This window comes from Pseudomonas sp. 1 R 17 (assembly GCF_900067035.1).
Taxonomy (GTDB): domain Bacteria; phylum Pseudomonadota; class Gammaproteobacteria; order Pseudomonadales; family Pseudomonadaceae; genus Aquipseudomonas; species Aquipseudomonas marginalis.
Map to the genome: position 1 here is coordinate 201,239 of NZ_FKLB01000022.1, position 25,563 is coordinate 226,801.

Genomic DNA, 25,563 nt, shown 5'->3' on the forward strand with positions numbered 1-25,563 from the left:
TATGAAAGGCAGATGAAAAACTCGTTTATTTGACAGGTAGACAGCTAGGGTTCAGCTACGCAACTAAGGTATGGCAGGGTAAGGCCCGCAGGCTGAATAGGCGTTGTCTGCAGGTGAGGCGCTTTAATCCGCCAGCCCTTGGTCTTAATTGAAGAATCTTCTCTGCAATGCGCTTCAAGTGCCGGTAAAGTAAGCCATCTCTTGCCAGGGTACTCGGATGAATAGCGTGCAGCGTATAAGCGGCCAATGGCGGCCCGTTTTGATCGGATTGTTGATGACGGCGGCCTGCGTCAGCGCCGTACGGGCAGATGATGGTGTGGCGCTCACCGCGCTCGCCCAAGTGCCTGAGGGTGTTGAAGTGCGCGGCAGGCAGGTCGCCGCCTATACCTGGGACGACCGCCAGGGCAAGAACCTGCTGGTGCTCTCCGAGCAGGTCAGCGAACGCGAGGATGACGGTACCCAGTCGGCGTTTGTCTATGCGGCCCAATACCTGATCGACGGTGACCGTCCCAAGCGCATGTGGATGCTCTACGACGACGTGCAGCATTGCCAATTCGATGCGGCGCTGCGCTTCGACATGGCCGCGACCAAGGTCACCGACCTCACCGGCGATGGCGTCACCCAGGCCACCGTGGGCTATTCGCGCTCCTGCACCAGCGATGTCAGCCCCAACGAATTCAAGCTGATCATGCATGTCGGCAAGTCGCAGAAGTACCGCCTGCGCGGGGTCGACCGGGTCGGCGCAGCCTGGTGGGATGAAGAGGCTGGGGCCCTGCGTGGCATGCCGCTGCCCAAGGATTGTAGCGTGGCCGGGCAGCAGGCGCTGGTCAGCCAGTACAAGGAGCAGGGCACGGAGTTGCCGTTGCCGGGTTGCTATGGCGATGAGAAGGACTTTGCCAAGGCGCCGGACGCTTACCTGACCTTTATGCGTCAGCACTGGTTCGCACTGATGCAGAAGCAGGATGCCGAATGGAGTCAGGCCCAGACCCAGCCCCAGGCGCCCACCGAGGATGAAGACACGGCACCGTGATTTTGTGCCAGGGCTTTTCCTGGGTTAGACTCGGTCTTCGCCAATTCACTAAATACCTCGATTAAACAATGAGTTGTTCGAGGTATTTAATCCAAAGGCTGATCTACCTTGACCGAGTCTATCCGTAACCCGTTGACCCTCTACCTCACCCGCCTGACCCCCTCCAGCCAACTGACCATGCGCTACGTGCTGCAGGACGCCGCCGACCGCCTGGGCTTCGAAGACATCAACCTCGAAGACATCGACTGGCACCTGCTGCAACCCGAACATGTCATCGCCCTGGTCGCAGCGTTGCGTGAAGACGGCTACGCGCCGAATACCTCATCCCTGTACGTGAATGCCGTGCGCGGGGTGATGAATGAAGCCTGGCGCATGAGCCTGATCAGCCAGGAACATCTCCTGAAAATGCGTACGGTCAAGGCCACGCCCGGCACGCGCCTGGGCCAGGGCCGCAATCTGCGGCGCACGTTGATCCGGGAAATGATGGAAGTCTGCGCCGCCGACCCTCGCCCCCAAGGCCTGCGTGATGCAGCGGTCATCGGCATCCTGTATGGCTCGGGCATGCGCAAGTCCGAGTCGGTCAACCTCGACCTGGCGCAGATCAACTTCGATGAACGCAGCTTGCGGGTAATCGGCAAGGGCAACAAGGAGCTGGTCAAGTATGCACCGGACTGGGCTTTCGCCAAGTTGCAGGCCTGGTTGGCGTTCAGGCGCGAACAGCTCAAGGAAGGCGAGCAGGACGACAGCTTCCTGTTCAACCGCATACGAAGGGGCAGCCATATCACCCGCGAACGTATCACCAAGCACGCGATTTACTACATCGCGCGCCAACGGGGTGAGCAGGTCGGGGTGAAGATCATGCCCCACGATTTTCGCCGCTCGTTCATCACGCGGGTGATCGAGGAGCATGACCTGTCGATTGCACAGAAGTTGGCGCACCACACCAATATCCAGACCACCGCCAGTTATGACGTGCGTGACGACAATGAGCGGAGGCGGGCGGTGGACCGGTTCGATTTATAGGCGATCAGCGCGATATTACTAGGCCCTGTAGGAGCGAGCTTGCTCACGAAGAGCTCACAGGCACCGCATTTATCCAGAATGCACGCGTTACCGTAGACGTTTTTCGCGAGCAAGCTCGCTCCTACAAAAGGCAAGTACGCTTAATTGATCGGTGGGTTTAGAGAATGGGTTTGCCACCGGTGACCGCATAACGCGAACCCGAGATGTAGCTGGCCTCGTCCGATGCCAGCAGCACATAAATCGGCGCCACTTCCACCGGTTGGCCGGGGCGGCCCAGTGGGGTTTCGCTGCCGAAGTTCTGCACGTCTTCATCAGTCATGGTCGCCACGATCAACGGCGTCCAGATCGGGCCGGGCGCGACGCTGTTGACGCGGATGCCCTTGCTGCCGAGTAATTGCGCCAAGCCGCCGGTGAAGTTGGCGATTGCGCCCTTGGTGGCGGCATAGGCCAGCAGGGTCGGTTTGGGCATGTCGGAGTTCACCGAGCTGGTGTTGATGATCGAACTGCCGGCCTTCATATGCGGCAGCGCAGCCTTGCAGAGGCGAAACATCGCGGTGATGTTGATATCGAAGGTCTTGACCCATTCCTCATCCTCGATCTCTTCGAGCGTTTCGTGGGTCATCTGGAATGCCGCGTTATTCACCAGCACGTCGATGCGCCCGAACTGTTCCACGGTCTTGTCGACCAGCGCCTGGCAGGTGGCTTTTTGCGCAATGTCACCGGGCAGCAACAGGCATTGGCGGCCCGCTTCCTCGACCCAGCGCGCGGTTTCCCTGGCGTCTTCGTGTTCGTCCAGATAGGCGATGGCCACATCGGCGCCTTCACGGGCGAAGGCGATGGCCACTGCGCGGCCAATGCCGCTGTCGGCGCCGGTGATCAGGGCGATCTTGTTGGCCAGCCGGCCGGAGCCCTTGTAACTCTGTTCCCCACAGTCCGGGTACGGGTCCATCGTGCGTTGGGTACCAGGCACGTTTTGCGCCTGGGGGGCGAAGGGCGGGCGTGGGTAGTCAGTCATTTCCAATCTCCATAGGTTTCGAACGGTGCTATGGGATTAGTAGTTTCATGGCCGGCGATAGTTGTAATGGATGCCGGCCAGGCCCGACGAGCGGTATCGCTCAGCCGTGGGGTGGGGCGCTCGCCAGGTGCGCCGGCAGGCGGCGCAAGGTCCACAGCGTGGTGAACATCGCCGCGAGCGCACACAGCGCGATACCGATGAGCATCGGCGCCGGCGTGTGGTCGGCAAACACTCCGACCAGGGTCATGGACACGGCAGCGGTGATCATCTGGATGGCCCCCAACAGCGCGGAGGCAGATCCCGCCACAGCACCATGATCTTCCAGGGATAACACGCCCGCCGCCGGCAACAACAGGCCGAGGAAACCGAAGCCGATAAACAGCAACGCCATCATCAAGGCCAGGCTGTCGACCCACAGCGTGGTCGCGGCCAGCAGCACCATCACGGCGGCTACGGCGACCACCGACCAACGAATCAGTGGCGCCAGGCCGAAGCGTGCGCTCAAGCGTGCAGTGAGTTGGCTCATGGCAAAAAACGACGCGGCGTTCAGGGCGAAACACAGGCTGAACTGGGTAGGCGTGAGGCCGAAGTATTCGATATACACGAAGGGCGCACTGCCGATAAACACGAAGAACGTCGCCAGCCCGAACCCGCACACCACCGACAAACCGATGAAGACCGGGTCACGCAGCAGTGCGCCGTAGCTGCTGAACGCCGTGCCCAAGGTCTTGCCCAGCCGGCGCTCGGCGGGATGGGTTTCGGGCAGCTGCACAATTGTCATCACCAGGCACAGCACGGCCACCACCGCGAGCACGGCGAACACTTCGCGCCAACTCCACAACGAAATCACCAGGCTGCCGGCCAGTGGCGCGAGAATCGGCGACACACTCATCACCAGCATCAGCAAGGCCATCAGCCGCGCGGCTTCATGGCCGGTGTACAGGTCACGCACGATCGCCCGGGGAATGACCATCCCGGCACAGGCGCCGAAGGCCTGCACGGCACGAAAGCCGATCAGCACTTCAATGGTGGGCGCCAACGCGCAGCCGACGCTGCCCACCGCAAAGATCAGCAGACCGGCGTAAATCGGCGGCTTGCGCCCGAACACATCGCTGATCGGGCCGTAGAACAGCTGGCACACCCCAATGACCATGAAGAACACCGTGAGGCTCATCTGTACCGCCGCCGGCGAGGCGTGCAGGCTGGCGCCCAGGGTAGGCAGGGCGGGCAGGTAGATGTCGATGGCGAACGGGCCGACGGCGGTGATCAACCCCAGCAGTAACGCAAGGTGGGCAATACTTCGGGACATGGGCGGTTTCCGGCAGCGCAAAAGCCGATCAGCTTAAGGGATCCGCGCAGATCCGCAAACTTAGGCTTCACTAACAGGGATTGATGCCGATAACGGTAAGAACGTTGCTTCGACGGTTGGGTATGGGGATGTCAGCATGACGATCAAATTACGCTTGATGCTGTTGATTGCGACCGGGTTGCTCACGGCTCTGGTCATGAGCCTGGCCGGCTACCTGGGGAATGTTCGGATGAGCGAGGCCGTACAGGATAGCGAGGTGAGCATGACGGTCCTGCGCAACCATATGGAAGCCGACATGATGCACGACGCACTGCGTGCCGACGTGCTGTCTGCCATGCTCGTGGGGTTGGGCAAAAGCACCAGCAGCAAGGACGAGGTCAACACCTCGTTGAAGGAACACGCCGAGCATTTCCGTCAGGTACTGGGGGACAACCTCAAGTTGCCGCTGGATGCCACGATCAAGACCGGCCTGGAAAAAATCAGACCCAGCCTGGACACCTATATCAGTGCCGGCGAGCGCATCGTCGCGCTGGCACTGGAGAATCCTGAGGCCGCTCGCGGGGAACTGGACACCTTCAACAAGGCGTTTTCCCAGCTGGAAGATCAAATGGCGGCGATGAGCGAGCTGATCGAAAGCAATACTCAGGAGACCAGCGCCAGCACGCGGCAGACCATCAGCCACGCCAATTTGACCTTGGGCGCCGTATTGCTCGCCAGCCTGTTGCTGCTGCTGGCCCAGGGGCGCTGGGTGTTGTCGAGCATCATGGCGCCGCTGCAGGCCGCCAGCCGTATTGCCGACAGTATCGCCCGGGGCAACTTGAGCGAGCCGATTGTCGAACCCAAGCGCAAGGACGAAGCCAGCTCGTTGATCCGCAGCCTTGCCACCATGCAGCGAGATCTACGCGGCATGATCGAGGTGGTGCGCAGCAATGCCCATGGCGTCAATGGTATGAGCGAACGCTTGAGCCAGGGCTGCCATGACGTCGCCGGCAGCAGCCAGCAGCAAAGCGCGGCCGCCAGCACCATGGCGGCGGCGGCCAGTGAAATGACCGCCAGTATCGAAGAGATCACCCGGCATGCCGGGCGCGCCCTGGACATGGCCAACCAGGCCGAAGCCCTGGCCAAGGACGGCGGCCGGGTGATCCACCAGGTGGTGAAGGACATGGATGGCATTGCCCGCTCAGCGCAGCAATCGGCCCAGGTCATTCGTACGCTGGACAAGGAGTCCGAGGCGATCTTCAGCATTATCCAAGTGATCAAGGGCATCGCGGACCAAACCAACCTGTTGGCCCTTAACGCCGCGATTGAAGCCGCCCGCGCCGGCGAACAGGGACGCGGCTTTGCGGTGGTCGCCGATGAAGTGCGCAGCCTGGCGGGCCGCACCAGCGCCTCGACCCAGGAAATTGCCAGCATGGTCGGGCGTATCCAGCAGAACACCCGGGAAGCGGTGACCAGCATGGAGGAGGGCGTCACCCAAGTGGATAAAGGCATGGCGGTGACTGCCGAGGTGGAGCGAGCGATCCGCGATATTCTGCAGGCCACCCTGAATACCACCGAGTTGGTGAACGACATCTCGCGCACCATCGGTGAACAGAGTTTGGCCAGCAACGAAATCTCCCACCAGGTGGAGATGATTGCGGGGATGTCGGAAAACAACAGCCGCATCATCGGCGAAACCGCCTCGACCACCGATGAACTGGCCGGGTTGGCCGGCAAGTTGTCGCAATCCGTGGATCGCTTCAGCCTGTAACACCGCACAGACCTGATACACGCTTTATGGACCGGCCCCCTGTGGGTCGGTTTTTTTTGCCCGGTCCACCGGCCCACCCGCAGGGCTCGTTGACCGGGCACCGCAAAAAAAGATTGAATATTCACACCTAATGTTATTTAAATAACAAAACAAGAGCGCCACGACCTGCCTGGTCGTGGTGCAACAAGGTGGAATAGCAATGAGCAAGATCGCAGTCATCGGCAGCAATATGGTGGATTTGATCACCTACATCGACCGCATGCCGGCCCAGGGCGAAACCCTGGAAGCGCCTGGTTTTGCCCTCGGGTGTGGCGGCAAGGGGGCGAACCAGGCGGTGGCGGCCGCCAAGCTTGGGGCGCAGGTGCTGATGTTGAGCAAGGTCGGCGACGACATGTTTGCCGACAACACCCTGGCCAACTTCCAACGTTTTGGTATCGACACCCGTCATGTGCAGCGGGTGCCTGGGGTTTCCAGCGGTGTCGCGCCGATTTTTGTGCGGGCCGACTCCCACAACAGCATTCTGATCGTCAAAGGCGCCAATGCGCATTTGTTGCCGGCGGACATCGACGCGGCGGCCGCCGACCTGCGCGAGTGCACCCTGATCGTGCTGCAGTTGGAGATCAATCTGGAGACGGTCTACTACGCCATCGAATTTGCGCACCGGCACGGCATCGCGGTGCTGCTCAACCCGGCACCGGCCCTGGCCGGCCTGAGCGGGGAGCACCTGACACAGCTGGATTTCCTGATCCCCAACGAATCGGAACTGGCGTTGATCAGCGGCCAGGTCGTGGACTCGCCGGACGCCGCCCAGCGCGCCGCGCGCACGCTGGTGGCCAGCGGCATTCGCCACGTGATCGTCACCCTCGGTGAACACGGTGCGTTGTACGTGGGAGAGGAGGGCGAATTCCGGGTGCCGGGCCGAAAGGTCGTGGCACGGGACACCACGGGCGCCGGCGATGCCTTTATCGGTTGCTTCATCCAGCACTGGAGCCGCGACGGCGGTATCCGGCAGGCCATGGAACAGGCCGTGGCGTATTCCGCCTGCTCGGTCATGGCCCTGGGCACCCAGACGTCATACCCCGACAGCGAGGCGTTCGCTCGTTTCCAGCAACAGCCGTAATCCCCAAACCAGCCCGGAGAACAATAATGAACAAACCTGCGCTGCAACAGACACCCGATGGTTTCTACCTGAACCGCACTCCCTGGTTCGCCTTTATCCTGCTGTGCAGCATCTTTGCGCTGTGGGCGGCGGCGGCAAGCATGAATGACGTGCTGATCGCACACTTCAAGAAAGCGTTTTTGCTCAGTGATTTCCAGACCGCCTTTGTGCAGTCGGCGTTTTACCTGGGCTATTTTTTCGTGGCGATTCCGGCGGCAATGGTGGTGCGCCGCTTCAGCTACAAGAGCACGATCCTGATCGGGTTGCTGCTGTACATGTTCGGCTGCCTGCTGTTTTTCCCGGCGGCGTCCACGGCCAAGTACGGCATGTTCCTGCTGGCGCTGTTTGTGATTGCGGCCGGCCTGTCGTTCCTGGAGACCGCCTGCAACACCTACTCGACATTGATGGGGCCACGGGAAACCGGGACGCGGCGCTTGAACATCTCGCAGACGTTCCACCCCTTCGGTGCGATGGCCGGGGTGTACGTCGGCAGCTTCGTGATGTTCAAGGACACCGACGCGACCACCGAACAGCTGACACAGATGAGCGCCACCGAGGCGGCTGTGCAGCAGTTGCAAATGATCCAGTCCACGCTGTTGCCGTACAAGTGGATGATTGCCGTGCTGGTGCTGATGTTTATCCTGGTCGCGATCACTCGGTTCCCTGCCTGCAAGGGCAATAAGCCGGCTGACAGCAGGCCTGGCAGCCTGCGCCACAGCCTGGGCCGGCTGTGGCGTAACCCGCGCTTTACCTTTGGCGTATTGGCGCAGTTTCTCTACGTGGGCGCCCAGGTCGGCGTGTGGAGTTTTACCATTCGCCTGGCGATGCAAATGGGCGGAATGAATGAACGCAGCGCCTCATGGTTTTTGCTGACCACCTTTGCCGCCTACTTTGTCGGCAAGATGATCGCCAACCTGTTGATGCGCCGCCTGCATCCGGCCAAGGTCCTGGCGATCTACGGTGTGCTGTGCATTGTGCTGCTGGCCTACACCATTCTGGTGCCGAATATTTCGGCGGTGTACGCAGCGGTCGGCGTGAGTATTTTCCTCGGCCCGTGCTGGCCGACCATTTACGGCCTGACCATCGATGGCCTGGGTGAAGACACCGGCGTCGGCGGTTCATTGCTGGTGATGAGCATCGTCGGCGGCGGGGTGATTCCGATCTTCCAGGGCCTGTTGTCCGATGCCAGCGGCGGCAATATGCAGCTGGCCTACAGCGTGCCGTTGCTGTGCTTTATCGTGATCGTGATGTACGCGGTCAAGTGCATGCGCCAACCCGGCACGTTACCGTCGAGCGCTGTTGCGGCGGTGGCCTCATGAATACGCGGATTGCGCTGTATCCAGCGGTGTTTGCCGAGCAGGAGAGAATCCTGTTGCAGTCCGAGGATTTCAAGGTCAGTGCCTGGATCTATCCGTCCGGCGTGCTGGCCGTGAGCCTGGAGAACAGTCGTGGACGCCTGGTGCTGCTGCCTTATCAAGGGCAGATGATCTGGTCGGCGGTGTTCGACGGCTGTGACGTGACCATGAGCAACCTGTTCGAGCAACCCCGGCCCAGCCCGACGGTCATCGATACCTACGGCTGCTTCATGTTTCACAGTGGCCTGCTGCGCAACGGTTGCCCGGCGCCGGATGACACCCACGCCTTGCACGGCGAAATGCCTTGCGCCCCGATGGACTCGGCCTGGCTGGAAATCGGCGAGGGCTTTGTGCGCCTGGGCGGTTGCTATCAATACGCCAAGGGCTTCGGCGATCGCTACCGGGCGTGCCCCAGCGTGACCCTGCGCGCTGACTCGGCCTTGTTCGATATCGATATGGACGTGACCAACCTGGCTGGCAAGCCTATGGAGCTGATGTACATGGCCCATATGAACTATGCGTATGTGGCCGGCGCGCGGTTTGTCGAGCCGTTGGGCATGCAGCACCTGCGCCTGCGCACCAGCATTCCGGACCACGTCAAGCCGACGCCGGATTGGAGCGCCTACATGGCGCAACTGGCCGAGCAACCTACGCAATTGGTGTGTCTGGATAAGCCGGCGTTGTACGACCCTGAAATCGTGTTTTTCTTCGACGGCGTCGGCACAGACGCCACCGGCCTGGCCCACTTCCTGCTGGATCATCCCGATGGCGCGGCGTTCTACACCCGCTATCGCCCCGAACAATTCGCCCACGCCGCACGCTGGATCCTGCACGCGCCGGATCAGCAAGTGGCGGCGTTCGTGCTGCCATCGACGTGCGAACCCGAGGGCTATAACGCCGAGAAAGCCAAAGGCCACGTGCGTTTGCTGGCGGCGGGAGCCAGCGCTTCGTTCAGTGTCACCACCGGCTACCTGAGCGCGCAGGAACGCCAGCGGTTGCTGGGTTAAACCAGCAATTGCGCGCCGTGGGCCTGGATGGCGTCCTTGTAGCTGCGGGGGATTTTCTTGTCGCTGACCACGTACTGAAAGTCTTGCAGGGCAGCGAAGTGAGCGGTGCGCACCGTGTCGAACTTGCTGAAGTCGGCGAGCAACACACGTTGCTGGGCCTGGCGCATGACCTTTTGCTTGACCTCGACTTCATTGAAGTTGAAGCACGTCACGCCGAATGCCTGGCTGACGCCGGCGGCCGTCACGAAGGCCCAGGTCAGGCGCACGCTGTCGAGGATGCTGCTTTCGGCACTGTTTTCAAACACCTGGTTCTTGCGGTGAAAGGTCCCGCCGCACAACACGATGTGGCAGTTGGGCTTGTTATGCAGCTTGAGCAGCACGTTCAACGAGCTGCACACCGCCGTGAACTCCAAGTCGTCGGGGATGAAGTCGATCACAAACGGCGAGGTGGTACCGCAGTCGAAAAACACCGTGTCACCGGGCTGGATCAGGCGCGCGGCGAGTTTGCCGATGCGGCGCTTTTCCTCGACGTGGCGGGTGTCCTGCTCGGCAACCCGGTAATCGCTGACCTCGCTGCCGACCCGGGTGATGTAGCCACCCAGCAGGCGCAGGTGATCACTGAAGTGGTTGAGATCGCGGCGCAGGGTCATCTCCGAAACCTCCAGCAGCGCCGCCATTTCCCTCAGGTGAATGGCGTTCTGGTCCTGCAAGGCTTGTTGGATAAGCTTGAGTCGCTCGGCTTTTCTACTGTCCACGAGTATTCCAGGGCTTGATTGTTTGTGTTAGATAAGTAACATTTAATGTTATTATTATAACGCATTAGTGTGGGTGCTGTGACAAGCGGCACACGACCATTCGCAACATACAGGCAAGGGCACGTTAAATGAACACTCTTCAACCCGCAGCATTGGCCAAGTACATCGATCACACCTTGCTGGCGCCCGACGCCTCCCGCGAGCAGATTCGCACTTTGTGCGAGGAAGCCCGGGAGCACGGTTTTTATTCGGTGTGCCTGAACTCGGGGCAGGTGCCTTACGCCGCTTCCTGCCTGACCGGCGCCAGCGTGGTGATTTGTGCCGTGGTGGGCTTTCCCCTGGGCGCCGGCCTGAGTGACACCAAGGCCTTCGAAGCCGAACGGGCGATTGCCGCCGGGGCAGGGGAGATCGACATGGTGCTCAATATCGGCTGGTTGAAGGACGGTTTGCTGGACGCAGTGCGCGAAGACATTGCCTTGGTCCACAAGGCCTGCGGCGCCGTGCCGTTGAAGGTCATCCTGGAAACCTGCCTGCTGGACGACGAAGAGAAAGTCCAGGCCTGCGAAATCTGCCGGGACCTGGGTGTGGCGTTCGTCAAGACCTCCACGGGGTTCAGCCGAAGCGGTGCCACCGCCGAAGACGTGGCCCTGATGCGTAAAACCGTGGGCGCCGCGGTTGGGGTCAAGGCGTCCGGTGGTGTGCGCGATTATCCGACGGCACTGAAAATGATTGAAGCCGGGGCGACGCGCTTGGGCAGCAGTTCGGGGATTGCGATTGTCGGCGGGGCGATGACGGCGGCCAGTGGTTACTGAGTTTCGGGCCGGCGCCTGGCAGCCTGTAGGGAAATCCCTACAGGCTGCGCAAATCATTAGAGCACTATCCGGATTTCTTCATGGCTCTTTGCTATATGTCACGCTAGAGTGATTGGAAGATTCAATGAAGTCTTGATTTCTCCGGCCTCGGCCGAGGCCGCAGGACACTTCATACCTGTGGAGTGCACCATGAAAGTTCTAATCGCCGATGATTCATCCATGTCCCGCAAGATGGTCTTGCGTTCCCTGCCGGAATCACTGACCGAAGATGTTCGCCAGGCCTGCAACGGTGCCGAGGTGATGGAGGCTTACCACGCCGGTTTGGTCGACCTGCTTTTTCTCGACCTCACCATGCCCGTCATGGATGGCTTCCAGACCCTGGAGGCACTCAAGCGCGAAGACGCCAACGTGGTCGTCGTGGTGATCAGTGCAGACATCCAACCCCTGGCCAGGCAACGGGTATTCGACCTGGGCGCTGCTGCCTTTGTAGCCAAGCCGGTTACGGCTGAAGCTGTAGTCAATGCCTTGCACGTCATAGGAGTGCTTTGATGGAAACCTTGGCCGCACTCACCGAAGACCAACGTGATGCCCTGCAGGAACTGATGAACATCGCCATGGGACAGGCGGCCGAGCGACTGGCGCTGCTGACCGATACCATGGTGACGCTTTCGGTTCCCTTTATTCACCCGCTGATCCGGGAACAGAATCACCTGTTGATTCCGGAGCATCTGCGTCGGAGCTTCATGATCGTCACCCGCCAGTCTTTTCTGGGTGAGCTACGCGGCGAAGTGTTCGTGTGCTTTGGCTCCAAGGGGGCCGATGAACTGGCCGAACTGCTGGGCTACAAGGGCAGCGGCCTGGAGCAGCAGCACGAGTTGATGCTTGATGTCACCAACATCCTGACCGGCGCCTGCATCAGTGGCCTGGCACGGCAGGTGGCGACTCAGGTGAGTTATGACGCACCGTCCATTCTTGTCCACACCGAACATGCGGCGAATGCACTGGATGAATTGAACCTGAATGAACACCTGGCGATGGTGCTGGAAATCCGTTTCGAGGTTCAGGCTCATCAGTTCTCCTGCGACTTGTTGATCTGCATCACTGAACGTACGGCTGGGGTTGTCGTTCGGGCCATCGATCGTTTGCTGGACGAACTTTGAAGGGATCTCTTCATGACAGACATCAAGGCAATTTCCCGGGAAACCCTTGAGTCGATGCTCAAGGCCATCAACATGGGCGTATTGCTGGTCGACCAGGACTGCAAGGTGCTGTTCTCTAACCATTTCATGTCCATCAACAGTGGCCGCAGCGCGGAAGAACTGGTCGGCCGTACGTTGTTCGAAGCCTTTCCGGAGCTGCCGGAGGCCTGGACCCGGCAGAAGATCAACAGCGTCATCACCCTGCAAAACTTTGCGTTCACGTCATGGCAGCAGCGGCCGCACCTGTTCAATTTCGAGAGTACTCGGCCCATCAGTGGCATGGTCCGGCACATGTATCAGAACTGCACCTTCTTCCCGGTGCAAGACGCCGATGGCAGCAATCTTGGCGTGGGCCTGGCCATCAGTGACACGACCGATACCGCTGCCCGTCAACTTGAGCTGACGCACCTTAACAAGTTGCTGGAAGAAGAGAAGGGCGCCCAGGCGCTGCTGATCGCGCGGCTCGAAGACGCACAGGCGCAGTTGCTGCAGTCCGAGAAAATGGCGGCGATAGGGCAACTTGCTGCAGGCGTGGCCCACGAGATCAATAACCCGATCGGGTTTGTCGGCTCCAACGTCAACAGCCTGCGTCGTTACCTGGTGGACATCTTCGCGCTGCTCGAAGCCCATGAGCAGGCGACCGACGACAGGCATGCCAGCGCTCATCCCGAGCTTGCGGTGATGCGGGACAAGATGGATTACACCTTCATGCGCCAGGACATCGACGACCTGCTGGCCGAGTCGGTCGACGGCCTTGACCGGGTCACACGCATCGTCAAGGACCTGCGCGAGTTCTCCCACGTCGACAGTTACGAATGGCAGTTGGCCGACCTGCACAAGGGGCTCGACAGTACCCTCAACGTTATCTGGAACGAGATCAAGTTCAAGGCTCAGGTGATCAAGTGCTACGGCGATGTCGAGCCCATCGAATGCATGGGTTCACAGATCAACCAGGTCTTCCTGAACTTGCTCATCAATGCAAGCCATGCCGTGGGCGCCGACGGCGAAATCACCATCAGCAGCGGCAGGGAGGACGGTGGAGTCTTCGTCGAAATCGCCGACAACGGCCATGGCATTCCCCTTGAAATCCAGAACCGGATATTCGAACCGTTCTTCACAACCAAGCCGGTGGGCATGGGGTCGGGCCTTGGCCTGTCGTTGTCGTACAGCATCATGGTCAAGCACCATGGACGCCTCACCGTCGACAGTGAGCCGGGCAGGGGGAGTCGCTTCCGCGTCTGGTTACCCTTACGCCAGCCGGTAATTGAGGCTGTCTCTACCTGCGCCGTTGAAGGACGCTGATCATGGATACGTTGCCTTCCTGCGAAAAACGACACACCGTCATGCTGGTGGATGATGAGGAAAGTATCCTCAACAGCCTTCGGCGCCTGCTGCGCGTAAAGCCTTACGACTTGCTGCTGGCCACGAGCGGGGCCCAGGCGCTGAGCCTTTTCGAACAACACGCGGTCGACCTGATCGTCTGCGACGCGCGCATGCCGTTCATGGACGGGCCGACCTTGCTGCGCGAGGTGCATAGGCGCGATCCGCACTGCGTGAATATCCTGCTGACCGGCTACGCCGATATGAGCATGATCACGCAGGCAATCAACGATGGGTATGTGTTCCGTTACATCAGCAAGCCCTGGAATGATGAAGAGCTCAAGCTCACTCTCGATCAGGCTCTGGAAATGAAGAGTGCTCGTTGAGCGTAACCCGGCGAATTCGTCGCCAAGCCTATAACTCAACTAAATAGTCATTTAGTTGAGTTGGCTATCGGGGCAGGGCTCAGGCCTGGGCGAGGGCGCTGATACGCCGTTCGCTGATGCGTTCGACGGTGTCCATATGTTCAGTGCCCCACACGCACAACGCGCCCAGCGCAGTGGCCAGTGACTGCCCGAAGGGTGTCAGGGAATACTCGACCTTGGGCGGGATCTCCTGGAAGTCGATCCGCGCAATGATTTCGTCGCGTTCCAATTCCTTGAGTTGCTGGATCAACACCTTGTCGGTCACGCCGCCAATCGCACGCCTTAACTCGCCATACCGATGAACATGTCGCGCCAGGTTATACAGGACCAGCGGTTTCCATTTGCCGCCAATCACCGCCAGGGCAGCCTCGAGCCCGCAATTGAAGGTGTTGTTCGCCATGTGATGGGTGCTCCAAAGGGGTACTTACTAAAAGGTGCATACTATTCAAAAGAATAGTCTGGATCTAGAGTTGGGCCTCAACATTCTTCGGAGTTAACCATGAGCAGGCTCGACGGGAAAATTGCAGTGATCACCGGTGGCAACAGTGGTATTGGCCTGGCAACCGCCATTCGCTTTGCAGCGGAAGGTGCACAGGTGGTGATTGTGGGACGCAGGCAGGAAGAACTGGACAAGGCGCTGGGCCTGATCGGGCCTACAGCGATCGCCATTCAAGGGGATATCTCGAGGCTGGACGACCTGGAGCGCATTTTCATCCACATCAAAAGCGTCAAAGGTCGCGTTGACGTGCTGTTCGCCAATGCAGGCCTGGGGGATTTCCAGCCGCTCGGGTCGATCACCGAAGAGTCGTTCGATCGCACGTTCGGCATCAACGTCAAAGGCACACTGTTCACCGTGCAAACAGCGCTGCCACTGATGCACGCCGGCGGTTCGGTGATCCTCACAGGTTCGACCACCGGCACCATGGGCACACCGGCATTCAGCGTGTACAGCGCCACGAAAGCCGCATTGCGTAATTTCGCCAGGAGCTGGGCGCTGGATTTGAAAGGCAGCGGTATTCGCGTCAACGTACTTTCACCGGGACCAATCTCGACACCGGGCCTGGACCTGGCGCTTTCAAGTACCGGCCAGAAGGATGCAATCATTGATGACATGACGGCGCAGTTGCCACTGGGCCGTATCGGCCAACCGGAAGAAGTTGCGGCGGCGGCATTGTTCCTGGCGTCGGACGACAGCAGTTTCATGACCGGCAGCGAAATGTTTGTGGATGGAGGGTTCGCTCAGGTTTGAACCAGAGAGGGGCTTTGCCTGTTGGAATCTGACGGGCACTGCCCCTCATTACGTAACATTGTATTACGCATAATGTATATTATGTTAAATCATATGTCAGGCTCAGCCACTTCCAGCTCTCGTCGCCTACTTATGAACATACTTCTCAGTGAATCAAGATTCATGGGTGTGTTCCCGGAACGCTTACGTACTCGGCACCGTGAATCCGGCTTCACGTCGCGGACTTCACCCTTAATTTCATGCAGCCACTGGATGTAACTCAGGTATCGCCATGATAGCGCTCGAAGCGTTTAAGGGAGAAAGACGAGAGATCCAAGTCGGTCGAACCGCGTATGCACCACTGTGCAAACGCCTCGCCCAACGCGGCGGAATGTTTGAAGCCGTGACCGGAGCAGGCGGACACCACCAAGGTGTGCTGCCACGACGGATGCTCATCGATAATGAAATGGCGATCCGGCGTCACGGTGTAGGCGCAGACAGCAGACTTGACCACGTTCGAGGTCACACCGACGATGCGGCCGCGCACCTGGTGCTCATACATGTCCCGCTCTTCCGCCGGCGAGACCGTACGATCCATTGTGTGCGGCAATGAAGTAGTGTGGTATTGCGCGGTGGCGATTTTCAGGCTGCCCTCGCCGTGTAATGCGGGAAAGCCGTAGTTGATTTTGTCGTCGCCACGGCCGTGAGTGAGGATAAACGTCGGTGAGTGATCCACCCACTCGGCGCCCTCCTCCAGCCCGAACCAGAACAGCTTCTGCCGGTAGACGCTGAGCAGGCTGTCAAACGGCTCGCCCAGCAAACTGCCGCTCCAGTTGCCGGCGCTAATCACAAGCTTATTTGCAAAGAGCGTGCGCAGATTCGTAGTGACATGGACTCCCTGCTCATTCGAGCTAATCCCTGTGACGGTTTCGCCTTTGTAGAGGATTGCTCCGTGTTGCTCGGCCAACTTGAGCTGCACATCAATGCAACGTTCAGGACGTACAAAACCTCCACCTGGCTCGAAATAGCCGATGGCAGTGTCGTGGACGTTGGCAAATTGTGGAAAGCGCTGGCGAATCTGTTCGGCGGATAAAACGTCGTGCTCGATGCCATAGGCCTGCGCTAGGCCGATGGTGCGCAATGTGAAGTCGGTTTTATCGTTGGGGTCAAACTCGGGACTCGAATTCAGAACCAATAGACCCGACTGTTCGAACAGCGACTCCCCTGACAATTGCTCAAGCTCGCGCCAGATGCGGTGGGAATTGCGCACAATGGGAACGTACTGCGCGCCCTCACCCACCGAAAGCCGGGTAATACGCGTATCGCCATGGCTGGAGCCCAGGTTGTGAGGTGGGTGATGGCGGTCGATACCCACAACATTCGCACCCGCCTTCGCCAACTGATACACCGTAGCGGCCCCCATGGCCCCCAACCCCAATACCACTACATCACACCGCTCGGACATCAACGCTCACCTGTCAAAAAGAAGCCAGTTGAAAGTGAAACCGGTTAAGAATCAACGACTAAAAGAGCATATGCATATTATCAACCGAGCATCACCGGCCGCTCTGTTGCTGCAATACTAGGCAGTGCTGAGTCCAAACACGCGCCTCTCCCGGCAACACAGGAGAGGCCGCCTGCCTGCATACCGCTGAGCTATCAGAGGAATAGAAAAAACAACATCATAATGATGGCACTGTCTGATACCGTGCACATAAACACAGCCACTCCGAGGATTGTCATGGGCGCAGGCGCTCCTATTCCGCCGAATGAAATTGAACGGCTTAAAGAGGTCGCGAAATTTTGTCCAGCTGACAGCGAGTACGATACTGTCTTCGATAAAATCGTCGAGATGGCTTCTGCTTACTTCAACGCACCCATAGCGCTGATCTCGATCGTCGATGAGCATCAGCAATGGTTCAAGGCGCGCGTAGGGCTTAAAGAGACGCAGACACCACGAGAAGTGTCCTTCTGCGCTTACTCGACGCTGGATAACGCCCCGCTGGAGGTATTGGACGCGACGCTTGATCCCCGTTTTAAAGACAATTCCCTGGTAACGGGGCCTCCGTATATTCGTTATTACACGGGCACCCCACTGATTACCGAAGAGGGTTTTACGCTGGGAAGCCTGTGCATCATTGATACAGTCTCACGCGCCGCTATGAGTGAGCGTGATAGTGCGATGCTCAGCGGTTTTGCTGAACTGGTGATGATGCGCATCCACAGCACGCGCGCTCGAAACTTCGTCGACCAACCCACAGGGTTATTTAATCGACTCCGGTTTGAGGAGGATATACGCCAAGCGCTCAAGACCCACAGCGCGTGCCAAGCGTATGCGGTTGACATCATCTCGCCAAAGTTCCTCAACGATATCGTGAAGGCGCTGGGTTACAGTTTTGCCACGGACTTGGTCCTGGCAATCAAAGCGCGCCTACAAAAACTATTACCGCCACAGTGTCTACTTTATAAAATTAGCCCGACGCGGTTTGGTTTTCTCCTTGAGGAGGATCAAACGGCCGAGCACATTTGTGAAAACATCCTCAAGGACTTCAAAAAGCCTGTCGAATGCCACGCCATCCCCATACTCATGCAAGTCGGGATTGGCGTCCTGCCTATTCATAGCTCAGGTCTCCAGCAAGACTGGCTTCGCCTGGTGGTCAGCGCTGCGGATGAGGCGCGTGACCGCAGGCTGGGATGGTCGCGCTATGAACCCCATTTTGATGCGGCTCAACAACGCGCGTTCATGTTGTTGAGTTCGTTGCCGGAGGCGGTCAGCGCCGACAAACAGTTCAGCCTGGTGTACCAGCCAAAAATCAAACTGCCCTCAGGATGGTGTCATTCAGTAGAAGCACTATTGCGTTGGACACATCCTTTACTGGGGCCCATCAGCCCTGCTGAATTCATACCCTTGGCTGAAAAAACCGCACTCATACCCTCTGTTGGATTGTGGGTGCTCAACGCAATCATCCGGCAAGCGGTTATTTGGAAAGCGCAAGGTGTGCGCCTGCGGATAGCGATGAACATTACCGTCAGCGATCTTGAAAGCGCCGAATTCGTCGACGCGATGATCCATGAGATTCAACAGCACGGCCTGGACCCCGCTGGCTTTGAACTTGAGTTTACCGAAAGCATGCTCATGACCAACCCTGAAGAAGTCATCCGGCAACTGGAGCGTGTCCGTAAGTTTGGCGTAGAGGTTGCTGTTGATGACTTTGGCACCGGCTACAGCAACTGGGCTTATTTGAAGGAGCTCCCGGCTAATACCGTCAAGCTTGACCAATCTCTGATCAGCGGGCTGGGCAGCAATCAAAATGACAAGCAACTGGTTAAAACCCTGATCGGACTGGCTAAGGGGCTCGGCTACCAGGTGGTTGCAGAAGGCGTAGAAAATCAAGAAATCCTGGACCTGTTAATACAGTGGGGATGTTCCGAAGCACAGGGTTATTTGATAGCCAAGCCTATGAGCGCCGAGGCATTAGAAGCCTGGATAGCACAAGGAATCGATGGAGGTCGGGGCCCGTAGAATGACTGCCGGGGACGCGCAAGCAAGGACTCTATAGATCGCGGACACCACCTGCATCGTTGCGTCCTCGATCGTGCCTTCATTACGACATACAACCCAACCGTGATCTGCAATCGCTCGCTCGAATGCCTGGGTACACGCGCTATGTTCTTCCAGCTTATGGATCACCGTGCTGCTCAGCCCACGCCGTCGTGCCGCTGCCCTCGCCCATGAAATCTCAGGGGCGGTGACAATCCCGACATGCAGGTCTGGCACTCGCACGTTTCGATCAATGTTCAATTGCAGGATCTCTGCAAACGGAATTATCCGGCGAAACGCGGCATCCGACGGGTACCAGCGATCGATCAGGATGATGCTGCCTGGTGGCTGTTTAGCCAGCACCTGCCGGGAAATCCAGGCACGGCTGTCAGCAAAGCGTTCACACACCCGCAGCTCCAGCTCCCGGGAGGGACTTCTGACGAGCTGGTTAACAAGCGCCATTGTTCCCTCCCGGTAGGGATCGCTTTTTCTCTCGCAAAGCCGGATCACCTTTTTGTTGTCTGCCCTCAGTGCTTTCGTAACGGCCTCCAACAGCGTGGTTTTGCCGGTGCCCTTGGGCCCATCCAGAGAAACAAACAGCGGACGATTCATTCTTCACTTAACAATTGATATACCGTTTTTTTGCCCTGTCCGGACGCTGGAACCGCTCAGTGCGATTACGCGAAGGCCGTTATGAACAGAAAGTGATGAACACTCTACCCTTGTTTCGACTCACGGGTCCCAAATCCACGCTGACAACCGCTGATGAGCATCGGTTATCGCCCATCAGTCATGCGTGAGTGAGGTACCAGCGCCAGTCCTGCTCCCCGACCTCAGCGTTGAAGTGACGGAACTCGCGCCATTTGATCGCCAGATACACCTTTAGGAATTCGGCGCCCAGCGCCTCGCGTGCCCACGTTGAATCCTGCAAGGCCTGCAACGCGGTCAGCCAGTCGGTGGGTAGAAAATCGGTCGCCTGCTCATACCCATTTCCCACGATCGCCGGGCCGGGATCGCTTTGATGGGTGATGCCGTAGTGAATCCCCGCCAGTAATGCGGCGGCGGCAAGATACGGGTTGGCGTCGGCCCCGCAAATGCGGTGTTCGATATGTCGACTTAGTGCAGGGCCGCCGGGCACGCGGAACGACACCGTACGATTGTTGACGCCCCAACTTTTGGCCAACGGCGCGTAACTGCCGGTCTGGAACCGGCGATATGAATTGGCATGGGGGCAAAATATCGCCAGTGAGTCAAACAAGGTCGCCATCATCCCGCCAATTGAGTGACGCAACAGTGGCGTACCCTGTGGGTCTTCGCTCGCATACAGGTTGTTACCCTCCTCGTCGGCCAGGCTGACGTGCAAATGCATGCCACTCCCGGCCTGGTCACTGAACGGCTTGGCCATGAAGCACGCTTGTAGCCCATGTTTGTTGGCGACACCTTTGACCAGGCGTTTGTAGCGTACGCCTTCATCAATAGCCTGGAGTGCGTCGAAACGATGTTCCAGGGTCAACTCGACTTGGCCTGGAGCGTACTCGGAGATGGCTGTGCGTACGGGCAGCCCTTGTAGCGCGCACGCAGCGTAGAGGTCATCAAGAAAAGGTTGCAGCTGTTCTAACTCGTATAGGCCATAAACCTGCGGTGCCTGGGGACGGACGCCGTTGGTCTGCAGTGCTGGCTGCGGCCGACCGTTGGCATCGCGTTGCTGGTCCAGCAAGTAAAACTCCAGTTCAACGGCCATTACCGGGTGGAAACCATCGGCTTTCAGTCGGTCAATGACATGCACCAGTACGTGTCGCGGGTCCGCCGGTGCGGCGGGAATACCTTGGGTCGGGTGCATGCTCACCTGCACCTGACCGGTGGGGTTGGTGCGCCAGGGTTGCAGGGTCAGGCTTCCCGCCAAGGGGTATGTCCAACAATCGGCATCGGCGACATCCCAGACCAGGCCTGTGTCTTCGACGTCTTCACCCTGCACGGTCAAGGCGAGAATGGAGCTTGGCAGCGGCCGACCGTTTGCGTAGATCGCCAACAGTTCGTCGCGATGCAGCAGCTTTCCTCGCGGAACACCATTCGCGTCAATAAGGAACAACTCGATGCTCAGCACTTCAGGGTGGGCGGCCAGATAAATTTCGGCCTCTTTTTTATCAGCAAATTGCATATCAAACCTCTCGGCGCTTATTCAAGCGACTGGACAGTATTCAAGAACAATGGAACTTATGAAGAGATAACCCGCGCTCCAGGTAGGGCAAGCAGCGTGGTCAGCGCGTTATCCAACTCACCGATCAGCCTGTCGACATCCCCTTCACTTGTTTGCGGACAGCACAGGGTCATGTTGTGAAAAGGCGTGATCAGGATCCCGCGATTGATCAGATAGAGGTGCAGCGCCATTTGAAGGCTGTCATGAAAAGCCGCCTCGGCTTGCGCACCTGTTCTTGGCGGTGTGGCACAGAATTGAAATTCACAACGAGCCCCCAACTCGGTTACCGACCAGTTCAATTGGTGCCGCTTGAACAACGCTCGAAATCCCTGGGCCAGTCTTGAGGCCAGGGGCAACATGCGCTGGTACGCAGACTCGGTCATGACCTCTTCGAGACTGACGCGCATGCAGCGCATCGCCAGTGCGTTGGCGGACAAGGTGGTGCCCATGCCACTGTGGCCATGCCCGCCGCTCTCTTCGCTGATGCTTTTCTGCGCATCGTGCATGGCCAACGCAACGTGCTCGGTCATGCCAAAGACTGCGCAAGGCACGCCACCGGCGATGGGTTTCCCCACTACGAAAAAGTCGGGCTTCAAATCCCATTGGCGCGTGCATCCACCGATGCCGGTAGAAATAGTGTGGGTCTCATCAATGACCAACAGGCTGCCGTATTTTCGCGTCAGCTCGCGGCACTGTTGCATGAACCCCGGATCGGGCAGGACCATGCCTATATTGGTCATCGCCGGCTCGCACATCAGCGCGCACACGTCGCCCTGAGCTAAAGCAGCCTCCAGTGCAGCAGCATCGTTGAAGGGAATGGATCGACTGTATTGGGTCAAGTCGTAGGCTTGCCCCACCAGGCCCGAACGGTGCACGGTCTTGCCCTCTCGGTACCGGACCATCACGTCATCCACGGTGCCGTGATAACAGCCGTCGAACACCAGTAGAACATTGCGCTGGGTGATAGCGCGCGCCCAGCGCAGCACATAACGATTGGCGTCGGTAGCGTTGGCGGTAACTTGCCAATAAGGCAGCTCAAACCGCTGGGCCAGCAACTCTGCGCAGACCACCGCATCTTCGCCGGGCAGCATCGTGGTCAAGCCATTGTTCGCCTGCTCGGCTATGGCGCGGGCGATAGGATCAGGTGAATGGCCAAACATCGTGCCGGTGTCGCCGAGGCAAAAGTCTATGTAGTCATGACCGTCGACGTCGGTGAAGCGGGCACCTTTGGCACGCTGGACAAAGAGCGGCGAAGGCATCGACCAATCGCTCATCCAGTGCATGGGCACACCGTTGAACAGCGCCGCCTTGGCACGCTTGGCCAGCGCCATCGACGTTGGGTTGTTTTCTATAAACCGGGCACGCTCGGCTGCGGTAAAGGCAGCAATCGCTGATTCACGAACTCCACTGTTCGACATGATTAGAACCCTTTATTAAGTATCACATTAGTTAAACTTCATCGCCGTATAGATAAGCCACACTCCATCATTCTCCAGGTGCAGCATCAGCTCCCGAATATTGGGTGAATATCGCTCCGCAAACTTATAACGTGGGCGTTGGCTTTAACTATTTACAGTGCCGGCTGACATATAGCCTTGATATATCGCGCAGATATTCATTCAAACGTCATTAACCGGAGTGAGGGGCTTTATTCTCGACCAGGCAATTACCGCCATCGACCACGATAACTTCACCGGTGATGTAACTGGATTCTGGAGACGCCAGAAATGCAACCGCCGCCGCCACTTCGTGGGGACTGCCCGCCCGCCCGATCGGGGTAAAGCGCCCCGCCTCTGCTTCAACCGGCGTGGTTGAGCCCGTGGTGATCCATCCGGGCGCCACGCTGTTGACGGTAATCCCGTGCTTGGCGACTTCAAGTGCCAGTCCCATGTTCATGCCCACCATCGCGGCTTTGGCAGCGCTATAAGCGGCTTCGCCGGGGTTGCTCCCGCGGGTGCCCGTGGTGGAACTGATATTGACAATGCGCCCGTAATTTCGCGCCCTCATACCGGGCAAAACAGCCCGCGTCAGAAGAAAAGCGGTGGTTAAGTTTCTGGCCAGTGAAAGATTCCACTCATGCAGTTCCATGCTCGCCAATTCCGAGAAAACCTCAGGGCTGCCTTGCATGGCCATGCCGGCATTATTCACCAGAATATCGACCCGCCCCCAGACCGACACCGCCCAGAGGCCGAATTCACGCACCTGACGTTCATCGGTGAGGTCAACTGCCCTGCCCTCAACTTCAAACCCTTCTGCGAGCAGCTCTTTAACGCGTTCCTCGATGCGGCGGCTACTGGCGGTGATGATCAATCTCGCACCCGCTGCACCTAGCCTGCGAGCGATCGCCATGCCAATACCCGCTTCACTGCCGGCACCACTGACAAGTGCCACGTGCCCCCTCAAATCAGTATTTAACATGGTGTTCCCCACGTACTTAATTTGGAATAGAAGTGGAAATTAGGCTAATAAATCTGATAAATAAAGACGATCATCATCAGAAAATCTGACAACTGCCATGGCGTTCACCAGTGAGTCACTGAAAGTTTTCCTTGCGGTTGTCGACAGCGGCTCCTTCTCTGCCGCCGCACGCAAATTGGGGCGGGTACCCTCGGCCATCAACATGGCGGTGTCGCAGCTTGAAGCCGAGCTGGATTTATTGCTTTTTGACCGATCAACCCGCAAAGCCATTCCTACGGCAGCCGCCAAAGCACTTGAGCCCCAGGCACGACAGGTCGCCAGCCAGTTAAACTTGCTGGACGCCCATGCGCTCCAGCTTCATCAGGGGTTGGAGGAGCGCTTGGTCCTTGCGATGGCGCCGGAGTTGCAGACAGGCGTATGGAATCGTCCGCTGTCCATTATCGCCAGGGAGTTTCCCACGCTTGAAATCGAGATTCGCTCCGCGTCCCATCCGGAGGCGATGCGCATGCTCCATGAAGGGCGGGTGCAATTGGCCCTTGGATTTGAACGACCAGGGCTTGACGAGCGGGAGACGTTTCTTGAAGCGGGGAGCCAATTGTTGGTAGCCGTTGCCTCTCCGGATCATCCTGCGGCCGCCGGCAAGAAAAGCCCCTTGAGTGAAGAGCAACTGGTCAACGTCCGGCAGATCATCGTGGCTACTGGAGGGCCTACAGACTCTGATCCACGTGTTGTGCTGTCACGGCGGATTTGGCACAGCGACAATTACCTGGCAACGCTGGATCTGGTCCAGCAAGGATTGGGCTGGGCTTATCTTCCACAGCCGTTGGTACAACCTCTGATCAGTTCGGGCGCATTGACGGAGGTGGTGTTTGACAACATGCCGAGTCAGATGCGGCTATGGGTCGATATCATCTGGGTAAAGAACCGTCCCCTGGGGCTGGCAGCGAGTCGCTACCTGAGCCTGATGCGCAAGATTGTCGAGGACGAGCCGCGGCGTGTTTGAGAAAAAAACCAGCCGTATGGCTCATTGAGGCCACTGCTCAAGCAGTATCGAGACGAATTTTTCCGCCGCCGGCGAAAGCGATGCTCCCCGGCGGTAAACCAAGCCCAAGGAGCGGTTCACAACCGGCTCGATCAACGGGACGCTGACCAAGGTTGGATGATCTTCAGCCGGCATGGCCAGGCTCGGCATCGCCGAAACCCCAAGGCCGGCCTCCACCAGGCCCAGCGAAGTCGAGAGGTGCTGGACTTCGTAGAACCATTGCGGCCGCCAACTCAAGCCCGACAACGCGTGATCGAGCAGCATGCGGTTGCCGCTCAGGCGCCCTACCCCGATAAGACGGTAATCGCTCAATTCGGACCAGGTGACCGAACTGCGTCCAGCCAACTCATGATCACGCCGGCACGCCAATACGAAAGGCTCGCTGACCAGGGGCACGAACTCAATGTCCGGATGCTGCCCACTCATCATGTTGATCCCGAAGTCGGCCTCCCCCCGCAGCACCGCTTCAAGCCCCTCATTGGCGCTCAAGTCCAGCAGGCGGATGCGGATTTTTGGGTAGCGCTCGTTGTACAGGCGAATGACTGATGGCAGGAAATAGAAAGCCGCAGTAGGGATACACGCCAAGGTTACCCGGCCAATCTGGCGTTCGGCCAGCTCACGGATATTGAGAATCGACTCATCGAAGTCATCCAGCAACCGACGTGCCTTTGGAAGAAAGTCACGACCGACACTCGTGAGGCTGACCTTACGCGTGGTGCGATCCAGCAACGAGGTGCCCAACCCCTCTTCCAGTTTTTTAATTCGGCGACTGAGTGCCGGTTGAGACAGGTGCAAGGCATCGGCTGCTTCGTGAAAACTGCCAAGTTCAGCGATTTTCACGAAGGATCGAATGTCATTCAGCTCATATTCCATGTCTTATCTCACCCGCACAAGGCGTCAAAAGGAAACTCAGCGTAAATTTATCATTCGCAAAACGCAATAATCTCTTCAATCTTTGCATTTGAAACATTTTTTAAA

23 protein-coding genes and 2 pseudogenes are annotated in these 25,563 nt (G+C 58.4%); 15 read left to right on the forward strand and 10 right to left on the reverse strand.

Annotated elements, in window-relative coordinates; all coding sequences use genetic code 11:
• Positions 1–217 precede the first annotated feature (217 nt).
• Together BFP99_RS07650 and xerC are read left to right on the forward strand one after the other, a co-directional pair.
• Positions 218–1,030: a M949_RS01915 family surface polysaccharide biosynthesis protein gene (locus BFP99_RS07650; protein ID WP_065946995.1), complete on the forward strand. Its 813-nt coding sequence runs from the start codon at positions 218–220 to the stop codon at positions 1,028–1,030.
• Positions 1,031–1,138: 108 nt separating this feature from the next.
• Entirely contained in the window at positions 1,139–2,053 is a 915-nt protein-coding gene (gene xerC / locus BFP99_RS07655; RefSeq protein WP_065946996.1) for a site-specific integrase, read from the forward strand.
• Positions 2,054–2,210: 157 nt separating this feature from the next.
• Here the strand turns inward: xerC and BFP99_RS07660 are convergent, their stop codons facing one another.
• Both BFP99_RS07660 and BFP99_RS07665 read right to left on the reverse strand, forming a co-directional pair.
• Positions 2,211–3,068, reverse strand: coding sequence for an SDR family oxidoreductase (locus tag BFP99_RS07660; protein ID WP_065927536.1), 858 nt, complete (start codon positions 3,066–3,068; stop codon positions 2,211–2,213).
• A 100-nt stretch (positions 3,069–3,168) separates the two neighbouring features.
• A complete protein-coding gene (locus BFP99_RS07665) occupies positions 3,169–4,377 on the reverse strand; it encodes a multidrug effflux MFS transporter (RefSeq protein ID WP_065946997.1) in 1,209 nt (402 codons plus the stop codon).
• A 136-nt stretch (positions 4,378–4,513) separates the two neighbouring features.
• Here BFP99_RS07665 and BFP99_RS33985 point away from each other — a divergent pair.
• From BFP99_RS33985 to BFP99_RS07685, 5 genes and pseudogenes are all read left to right on the forward strand, one after another.
• Positions 4,514–5,269: pseudogene (locus BFP99_RS33985) on the forward strand (HAMP domain-containing protein); the annotation flags it as partial.
• A 132-nt stretch (positions 5,270–5,401) separates the two neighbouring features.
• Positions 5,402–6,127 carry a methyl-accepting chemotaxis protein gene (locus BFP99_RS33990; protein ID WP_370671277.1) on the forward strand — a complete coding sequence of 242 codons (726 nt, stop codon included), beginning with the start codon at positions 5,402–5,404 and terminating at the stop codon, positions 6,125–6,127.
• A 199-nt stretch (positions 6,128–6,326) separates the two neighbouring features.
• Complete coding sequence (gene rbsK / locus BFP99_RS07675; protein WP_065946999.1) at positions 6,327–7,247, forward strand: ribokinase; 921 nt, start codon at positions 6,327–6,329, stop codon at positions 7,245–7,247.
• Positions 7,248–7,273: 26 nt separating this feature from the next.
• The gene (fucP, locus tag BFP99_RS07680) at positions 7,274–8,605 is read left to right on the forward strand and encodes an L-fucose:H+ symporter permease (RefSeq protein ID WP_065947000.1); all 1,332 of its coding nucleotides are present in this window, start codon (positions 7,274–7,276) and stop codon (positions 8,603–8,605) included.
• The gene (locus tag BFP99_RS07685) at positions 8,602–9,648 is read left to right on the forward strand and encodes an aldose 1-epimerase family protein (protein ID WP_065947001.1); all 1,047 of its coding nucleotides are present in this window, start codon (positions 8,602–8,604) and stop codon (positions 9,646–9,648) included. The genes fucP and BFP99_RS07685 overlap by 4 nt, the downstream gene beginning before the upstream one ends.
• On the opposite strand, the gene deoR is transcribed toward BFP99_RS07685, so the two are convergent.
• The gene (gene deoR, locus BFP99_RS07690; protein WP_065927542.1) at positions 9,645–10,403 is read right to left on the reverse strand and encodes a DNA-binding transcriptional repressor DeoR; all 759 of its coding nucleotides are present in this window, start codon (positions 10,401–10,403) and stop codon (positions 9,645–9,647) included. The two genes, BFP99_RS07685 and deoR, sit on opposite strands and share 4 nt — an antisense overlap.
• 128 nt (positions 10,404–10,531) lie before the next feature.
• Here deoR and deoC point away from each other — a divergent pair, with 128 nt between their 5' ends.
• The 5 genes and pseudogenes from deoC to BFP99_RS07715 form a co-directional block, all read left to right on the forward strand.
• A complete protein-coding gene (gene deoC / locus BFP99_RS07695) occupies positions 10,532–11,215 on the forward strand; it encodes a deoxyribose-phosphate aldolase (RefSeq protein ID WP_065947002.1) in 684 nt (227 codons plus the stop codon).
• 189 nt (positions 11,216–11,404) lie between these two features.
• Complete coding sequence (locus BFP99_RS07700) at positions 11,405–11,764, forward strand: response regulator (RefSeq protein ID WP_065927544.1); 360 nt, start codon at positions 11,405–11,407, stop codon at positions 11,762–11,764.
• Entirely contained in the window at positions 11,764–12,375 is a 612-nt protein-coding gene (locus tag BFP99_RS07705) for a chemotaxis protein CheC (protein ID WP_027605845.1), read from the forward strand. Before BFP99_RS07700 ends, BFP99_RS07705 begins: the two co-directional genes overlap by 1 nt.
• Positions 12,376–12,387: 12 nt before the next feature.
• Positions 12,388–13,716, forward strand: a complete 1,329-nt coding sequence (locus BFP99_RS07710) for an ATP-binding protein (RefSeq protein WP_065927545.1) — start codon at positions 12,388–12,390, stop codon at positions 13,714–13,716.
• Positions 13,717–13,718: 2 nt separating this feature from the next.
• Positions 13,719–14,102: pseudogene (locus BFP99_RS07715) on the forward strand (response regulator); the annotation flags it as partial.
• A 97-nt stretch (positions 14,103–14,199) separates the two neighbouring features.
• Here BFP99_RS07715 and BFP99_RS07720 read toward each other — a convergent pair.
• A complete protein-coding gene (locus BFP99_RS07720) occupies positions 14,200–14,559 on the reverse strand; it encodes a winged helix-turn-helix transcriptional regulator (RefSeq protein ID WP_027605843.1) in 360 nt (119 codons plus the stop codon).
• Positions 14,560–14,658: 99 nt separating this feature from the next.
• Between BFP99_RS07720 and BFP99_RS07725 the strand changes: the two genes are divergently transcribed.
• Positions 14,659–15,408, forward strand: coding sequence for an SDR family NAD(P)-dependent oxidoreductase (locus BFP99_RS07725; protein ID WP_065947004.1), 750 nt, complete (start codon positions 14,659–14,661; stop codon positions 15,406–15,408).
• Between the two features lie 259 nt (positions 15,409–15,667).
• Here BFP99_RS07725 and solA read toward each other — a convergent pair whose 3' ends face one another.
• Positions 15,668–16,852, reverse strand: coding sequence for an N-methyl-L-tryptophan oxidase (gene solA, locus BFP99_RS07730; RefSeq protein ID WP_065947005.1), 1,185 nt, complete (start codon positions 16,850–16,852; stop codon positions 15,668–15,670).
• 276 nt (positions 16,853–17,128) lie between these two features.
• Here solA and BFP99_RS07735 point away from each other — a divergent pair, with 276 nt between their 5' ends.
• Positions 17,129–18,910, forward strand: a complete 1,782-nt coding sequence (locus BFP99_RS07735; protein ID WP_065947006.1) for a sensor domain-containing phosphodiesterase — start codon at positions 17,129–17,131, stop codon at positions 18,908–18,910.
• Here BFP99_RS07735 and BFP99_RS31785 read toward each other — a convergent pair.
• The 4 genes from BFP99_RS31785 to BFP99_RS07750 all read right to left on the reverse strand — a co-directional run bounded on the left by BFP99_RS31785 (position 18,863) and on the right by BFP99_RS07750 (position 23,543).
• Complete coding sequence (locus BFP99_RS31785; protein ID WP_083221153.1) at positions 18,863–19,540, reverse strand: dTMP kinase; 678 nt, start codon at positions 19,538–19,540, stop codon at positions 18,863–18,865. The two genes, BFP99_RS07735 and BFP99_RS31785, sit on opposite strands and share 48 nt — an antisense overlap.
• 178 nt (positions 19,541–19,718) lie before the next feature.
• Positions 19,719–21,086 carry a glutamine synthetase family protein gene (locus tag BFP99_RS07740; protein ID WP_065947007.1) on the reverse strand — a complete coding sequence of 456 codons (1,368 nt, stop codon included), beginning with the start codon at positions 21,084–21,086 and terminating at the stop codon, positions 19,719–19,721.
• Positions 21,087–21,142: 56 nt separating this feature from the next.
• Positions 21,143–22,543: an aspartate aminotransferase family protein gene (locus tag BFP99_RS07745; protein ID WP_065947008.1), complete on the reverse strand. Its 1,401-nt coding sequence runs from the start codon at positions 22,541–22,543 to the stop codon at positions 21,143–21,145.
• Positions 22,544–22,754: 211 nt separating this feature from the next.
• Entirely contained in the window at positions 22,755–23,543 is a 789-nt protein-coding gene (locus BFP99_RS07750) for an SDR family NAD(P)-dependent oxidoreductase (RefSeq protein WP_065947009.1), read from the reverse strand.
• A 97-nt stretch (positions 23,544–23,640) separates the two neighbouring features.
• Between BFP99_RS07750 and BFP99_RS07755 the strand changes: the two genes are divergently transcribed.
• Positions 23,641–24,546 carry a LysR family transcriptional regulator gene (locus tag BFP99_RS07755; protein ID WP_027605836.1) on the forward strand — a complete coding sequence of 302 codons (906 nt, stop codon included), beginning with the start codon at positions 23,641–23,643 and terminating at the stop codon, positions 24,544–24,546.
• A gap of 21 nt (positions 24,547–24,567) precedes the next feature.
• On the opposite strand, the gene BFP99_RS07760 is transcribed toward BFP99_RS07755, so the two are convergent.
• The gene (locus BFP99_RS07760; RefSeq protein WP_027605835.1) at positions 24,568–25,458 is read right to left on the reverse strand and encodes a LysR family transcriptional regulator; all 891 of its coding nucleotides are present in this window, start codon (positions 25,456–25,458) and stop codon (positions 24,568–24,570) included.
• Between the last annotated feature and the right edge of the window lie 105 nt (positions 25,459–25,563).

Bases quoted from the DNA above. Each gene is read 5' to 3' on its own strand.
- BFP99_RS07745 (WP_065947008.1), bottom strand. From the start codon at position 22,543: ATGTCGAACAGTGGAGTTCGTGAATCAGCGATTGCTGCCTTTACCGCA.
- BFP99_RS07750 (WP_065947009.1), bottom strand. From the start codon at position 23,543: ATGTTAAATACTGATTTGAGGGGGCACGTGGCACTTGTCAGTGGTGCC.
- BFP99_RS07710 (WP_065927545.1), top strand. From the start codon at position 12,388: ATGACAGACATCAAGGCAATTTCCCGGGAAACCCTTGAGTCGATGCTC.
- BFP99_RS07665 (WP_065946997.1), bottom strand. From the start codon at position 4,377: ATGTCCCGAAGTATTGCCCACCTTGCGTTACTGCTGGGGTTGATCACC.
- BFP99_RS07735 (WP_065947006.1), top strand. From the start codon at position 17,129: ATGGGCGCAGGCGCTCCTATTCCGCCGAATGAAATTGAACGGCTTAAA.
- BFP99_RS07700 (WP_065927544.1), top strand. From the start codon at position 11,405: ATGAAAGTTCTAATCGCCGATGATTCATCCATGTCCCGCAAGATGGTC.
- BFP99_RS07740 (WP_065947007.1), bottom strand. From the start codon at position 21,086: ATGCAATTTGCTGATAAAAAAGAGGCCGAAATTTATCTGGCCGCCCAC.
- BFP99_RS07660 (WP_065927536.1), bottom strand. From the start codon at position 3,068: ATGACTGACTACCCACGCCCGCCCTTCGCCCCCCAGGCGCAAAACGTG.
- rbsK (WP_065946999.1), top strand. From the start codon at position 6,327: ATGAGCAAGATCGCAGTCATCGGCAGCAATATGGTGGATTTGATCACC.
- fucP (WP_065947000.1), top strand. From the start codon at position 7,274: ATGAACAAACCTGCGCTGCAACAGACACCCGATGGTTTCTACCTGAAC.
- BFP99_RS07685 (WP_065947001.1), top strand. From the start codon at position 8,602: ATGAATACGCGGATTGCGCTGTATCCAGCGGTGTTTGCCGAGCAGGAG.
- BFP99_RS31785 (WP_083221153.1), bottom strand. From the start codon at position 19,540: ATGAATCGTCCGCTGTTTGTTTCTCTGGATGGGCCCAAGGGCACCGGC.
- BFP99_RS07650 (WP_065946995.1), top strand. From the start codon at position 218: ATGAATAGCGTGCAGCGTATAAGCGGCCAATGGCGGCCCGTTTTGATC.
- deoC (WP_065947002.1), top strand. From the start codon at position 10,532: ATGAACACTCTTCAACCCGCAGCATTGGCCAAGTACATCGATCACACC.
- BFP99_RS33990 (WP_370671277.1), top strand. From the start codon at position 5,402: ATGGCGGCGGCGGCCAGTGAAATGACCGCCAGTATCGAAGAGATCACC.
- BFP99_RS07725 (WP_065947004.1), top strand. From the start codon at position 14,659: ATGAGCAGGCTCGACGGGAAAATTGCAGTGATCACCGGTGGCAACAGT.
- solA (WP_065947005.1), bottom strand. From the start codon at position 16,852: ATGTCCGAGCGGTGTGATGTAGTGGTATTGGGGTTGGGGGCCATGGGG.
- BFP99_RS07755 (WP_027605836.1), top strand. From the start codon at position 23,641: ATGGCGTTCACCAGTGAGTCACTGAAAGTTTTCCTTGCGGTTGTCGAC.
- BFP99_RS07720 (WP_027605843.1), bottom strand. From the start codon at position 14,559: ATGGCGAACAACACCTTCAATTGCGGGCTCGAGGCTGCCCTGGCGGTG.
- BFP99_RS07760 (WP_027605835.1), bottom strand. From the start codon at position 25,458: ATGGAATATGAGCTGAATGACATTCGATCCTTCGTGAAAATCGCTGAA.
- BFP99_RS07705 (WP_027605845.1), top strand. From the start codon at position 11,764: ATGGAAACCTTGGCCGCACTCACCGAAGACCAACGTGATGCCCTGCAG.